The sequence below is a fragment of the Treponema sp. R80B11-R83G3 genome (assembly GCF_054786115.1).
In genome coordinates, this window is record NZ_BDHF01000104.1 from 1 (window position 1) to 4,511 (window position 4,511).

Genomic DNA, 4,511 nt, shown 5'->3' on the forward strand with positions numbered 1-4,511 from the left:
TTCGCGAAAATACTGTTTTAACTTTTCGTGTTTCTGAAAAACACGGGACGGTTCTTCCATTGTTTTTCCTTAACGCTCCTGTTAAATGTTGTTTGCTTTTATAGCATATTATTTTATGTAACTTTATCGGGAATGGTAAAGTTGATCATCTGCGCGGCGAAACAAACGCGCCCATTACGCCTATAATGGGGATTTTTTTCTCGCATAAATCGTCTTTTTTGATTTTTGAAACCGAATAACCAATAGTCGCGGCGCTTACAGCGTACATTGCCGTTCCCACAACTGGGGACAGTAAAGAATCTGCCATGTGCATAATTATTCCTCCTTTGCGTTGCTTCTGAGACGCAAGACACCTTCATGGCATCGTTCTATTTTTATGGAAAAATTGCAGATACGGGTCATACCTTTATGGTATGGATTATATGGTATTTTATCAAAAGTCAGGAAAGATTGTCAAGCTTCTTATTCCTTTGCGCCTGCGTAACGCCAAAACGTTAATAACAGTATTGAATAAACATCATTCTATATAATATAATTAATATATACTAAAAATGGGGGCTTAAAAATGGGAAAAACAGCGCTTGCTCCGGTTATACGGATTGATGAAGAAAAGTGCATTAACTGTTATGCCTGCATTGTAATTTGCCCGGTTAAATACTGCATGGACGGTTCGGGAAAAAAACTTCTGATAAATCACGACATCTGTATCGGCTGCGGAAACTGCATTCATGCCTGTACCCATAAGGCAAGAACCTTTATAGATGACACCAACCGTTTCATGGACGACTTGAAACAGAATAAAAAAACCATTGCCGTGGTTGCGCCGGCTGTCGCTTCGTTCTTTACCGATCAATATCTCAATTTAAACGGCTACCTTAAATCTATGGGCGTTGAAGCTATTTTTGACGTGAGCCTTGGGGCGGAGCTTACTGTCTTGTCTTATATCAACTATATCAGAGAAAAAAATCCACGCATGATCATTTCACAGCCATGCCCGGCAATTGTCACCTTTATCGAAATTTACTATCCCAAATTAATTCCCTATCTTGCTCCGGCGGACAGCCCTATTTTGCACACAATAAAAATGATCAAAGAATATTATCCTCAATATAAAGATCATAAAATAGCGGTAATTTCCCCTTGCATTGCTAAACGGCGGGAATATGACGCAACCGGCATGGGAGACTACAACGTTACGATGCTTTCGTTAAAAAAACTTCTGGAGGATGAGGGGAAAAATCTTTCCTCTTTTCCATCGGTAGCATATACCGGATTGAGCGCGGAACGGGCGGCGGGGTTTCCAATTCCCGGAGGACTGTTGGATACCGCAGAACGTTTTGAACCGGGGATTAGGCGGCGTACCCTCAAAATTGAGGGAGTATATTCCATCTATCCTTATTTGGAGGAACTTCCCAAAGTATTGGACACCAATGCCAAACTGCCGTTGTTGATTGACTGCTTGAATTGCGAAAAAGGCTGTAACGGCGGACCAGGTACGGGGAATGCAGAAAAACCGCTGGCTATGCTTGAAGACCCCGTGCGAAAACGCGTGGCTAAACTGGAAGAAGATCAACATTACCCCCCAAAAGGAAAAGACCCATACAAAAAATACAACGATGTTTTGAACAAGTACTGGAAGAAGGGCCTTTATAACCGTAGCTACACTGATCTTTCCCAGAACAATACAATTAAGCATCCCAGCGAGGACGAAATAACTAAAATCTTCCATACCATGAAGAAATTCGACAAGAAAGATATATACAACTGTACTTGTTGCGGTTACGGAAATTGCAAATCAATGGCAACGGCAATTTACAACAAACTTAACAAACCGGAAAATTGCGCCCATTATATTCTTGCCTTGCTCACGGAAAAAACCAATACCGAAGAACTTAACCGTCAGCTTGAGGATCACATTAGAAGCGCGTCAGAGATTATTGAGGGAATAAACAGATTAATAAATAAATTGAACGCAGCTATCAGTACGCAAGCGGAAACAATAGCTGAATCTACGGTGGCAACCGAAAAAATGATAAGCTCGCTCAAGGATACTTCGGAAATGTCCCGAAAAAAACAAGAGTCCATAAAAGGGTTGATAGAAGACGCTACCAAAGGCCAAGAGTCCATGCGAAGTACAATTCAATCGGTTGAAGATATTTCCAAATCGGTGGACGGCATAGCGCAGGCGATTAAAATAATCAGCGCGATAGCGGCTAACACTAACCTGCTGTCAATGAACGCGGCAATTGAATCAGCTCATGCCGGTGAGGCGGGCAGGGGCTTTGGAGTGGTTGCCGGCGAGATACGCAGACTTTCTGACAGCACACGGGAAAATTCGCGGAACATTTCCCAGACGTTGAAAAGCATCATTGACGGAATAGCAGTTACCGAAAAACAATCCGATGACACAGGCAACAGAATTACCGGAATGGCAAAAGAAATCGGCAGTTTTGCTGAAACAATTTCCGGTTTGATCAATACCTTTAGCGAACTGTCGGCGCATAGCGGTGAAATTACAACAGCGTTGGACAGTCTTCAAAGCCAAAGCGACATGGTAAAAACCGACTATGCCGAAATACTGAAAATGACGGAAAGACTACGCACGGCAATGTATAACTTGACAATGCTGTCAAAGAAAAAGATTCTTGTAGTTGATGATGATGAAACTGTCCTTGCCATGACAGAAAGCGAGCTGAAAAGTGAATACAATGTTACCGCAGCCAAATCCAGCAATGCGGCTTTGGACTTGTTCTTACAGGGGTATATTCCTAATTTGGTTTTATTGGATTTGGGTATGCCCGGAATGGGAGGTTGGGACGCCTTTACCAGAATACGTAACATCAGCAGCTTACACCGAACCCCGATAGCGATATACACGTCATCAAGTGACCAGAAGGACAAGGACAAAGCGGAGGAACTTGGCGCGGTTGATTACATGCAAAAGCCTCTAAGTAAAGAAGAACTGCTTGAAAGGGTAGCAAGATTGGTAAATTAATTTTTTGTGTCGGAGGAATTAAATTTAGGAGATATAAACGGGTAAAATGCAAATCTTGCAATGGATTCTAGCGGAATTCCCATGGCTCCTTTATAAATGTTGGAAAACATTACTTAGCCTTTTTCCGTATCTGGTCGGCGGAGTGATGGTTGGCGAGCTTTTAAAATTTACTTCATGGACAAAAATTATTTATAGATGGGTATCCAAGTCGCCGGTGGTCTCGGTAGTATCAGCGTCAATCATCGGCATTATATCGCCGCTTTGCACTTACGGGACAATCCCAGTAGTGATTGAACTGTACAAAAGCAAGGTGCATATTGCGCCGCTTATAGCTTTCCTTGCCGCCTCATCGCTGATGAACCCGCAGCTTTTTATCATGACTGCCGGCGGCATCGGAATGGAAATGGCGATTGCCCGCACGCTTGCCGTATTTCTGTTCAGTTTCTCTGTGGGAATGTTGTCGTATCTCATTCCCGAAAAATTTATGGTTAGAAAAAGCATAAATTTTTACAACGATGCCTGCGAAAGAATCGCAAACCGGGAAAAAAAATTATTCATCGTTAAGCAATACTTTATCAACTGTTTAATGAATTTAAAACATTTAGGGGTCTACCTGCTCATCGGCATATTTCTGGGCGTGGTTGTGGAGATGTATATACCAAAAGACCTGATATATACCGCTTTCCGGGCGGGGCGTATACAGTCCATACTCGCCGGAGCTTTATTGGGCATACCCCTGTCTCCCTGCGGCGGAGCCGCAATACCGCTTGTCAGCGCTATGGTGATTAACGGCATGGGCAAAGGAACCGCGCTCGCCTTTTTTATAGTCGGCCCCGCCACACGCCCTACGCCGCTTATCGCTATGGCAACATTGTTTACCCCCTTGTTCCTAGTTGGGTATTGCCTGTTCCTTATTGTTTCAGCGGTATTAATGGGGTTGGTTTATGTGTAGATTGGCGTTATTATTATAGAAGGAATGTTATGAAAAAGATTCTATTCTTATTAGCAATTATTCTTACGGCGTGTTTTACCGTTTGCAAAGACAAGGACGACACGGACAATCGGGATAATACTGACAACCATGATACCGATGATGAAACCATCACCCTTGGGCAGGACGATTTTATTGCCTACTTTACTGAAACTCCGCCTGTAATAGATGGAAACGGCAACGACGCGGCATGGGCAAAGGCAAACTGGCAGGATATTAAATACGCGTGGATGTATCAACCGCCGAAGAGTCTTCCCACTGGAGCCGCAGTTGACTCAAACGGCGCAATACCAAAAACCGCTGATTTTTCGGGAAGGTTTAAGGTGGTATGGACGGCGGACAGGCTGTATATTTTAGCGGAAATTATAGACGACATAATATATACGCCCGCTACTAACCCGACTCAAAGCCCTGAGAAAAATGATTGTCTGGAATTGTTTATTGATGAGAACGCTTCCGGCGGCATCCGTACCTCTGATGGAGGAAATAACTTTTTTACCTACCACATGAATTTTGACGGCATCA

4 protein-coding genes are annotated in these 4,511 nt (G+C 43.3%); 3 read left to right on the top strand and 1 reads right to left on the bottom strand.

Annotated features, from left to right (window positions below; genetic code table 11):
- Positions 1 to 145: 145 nt before the first annotated feature.
- Complete coding sequence (locus ACYVRH_RS10955) at positions 146 to 307, bottom strand: energy-coupling factor ABC transporter permease (protein ID WP_461256951.1); 162 nt, start codon at positions 305 to 307, stop codon at positions 146 to 148.
- Positions 308 to 565: 258 nt separating this feature from the next.
- Between ACYVRH_RS10955 and ACYVRH_RS10960 the strand changes: the two genes are divergently transcribed.
- The 3 genes from ACYVRH_RS10960 to ACYVRH_RS10970 form a co-directional block, all read left to right on the top strand.
- A complete protein-coding gene (locus ACYVRH_RS10960) occupies positions 566 to 2,995 on the top strand; it encodes a [Fe-Fe] hydrogenase large subunit C-terminal domain-containing protein (RefSeq protein WP_461256952.1) in 2,430 nt (809 codons plus the stop codon).
- A gap of 46 nt (positions 2,996 to 3,041) precedes the next feature.
- Entirely contained in the window at positions 3,042 to 3,947 is a 906-nt protein-coding gene (locus ACYVRH_RS10965) for a permease (protein WP_461256953.1), read from the top strand.
- A 29-nt stretch (positions 3,948 to 3,976) separates the two neighbouring features.
- Positions 3,977 to 4,511, top strand: a 535-nt coding sequence (locus ACYVRH_RS10970) for a sugar-binding protein (protein WP_461256954.1), incomplete at its 3' end; no start/stop codon positions are given.

Coding starts and splice junctions, on each gene's coding strand:
- ACYVRH_RS10955 (WP_461256951.1), bottom strand. CDS start 307: ATGGCAGATTCTTTACTGTCCCCAGTTGTGGGAACGGCAATGTACGCT.
- ACYVRH_RS10960 (WP_461256952.1), top strand. CDS start 566: ATGGGAAAAACAGCGCTTGCTCCGGTTATACGGATTGATGAAGAAAAG.
- ACYVRH_RS10965 (WP_461256953.1), top strand. CDS start 3,042: ATGCAAATCTTGCAATGGATTCTAGCGGAATTCCCATGGCTCCTTTAT.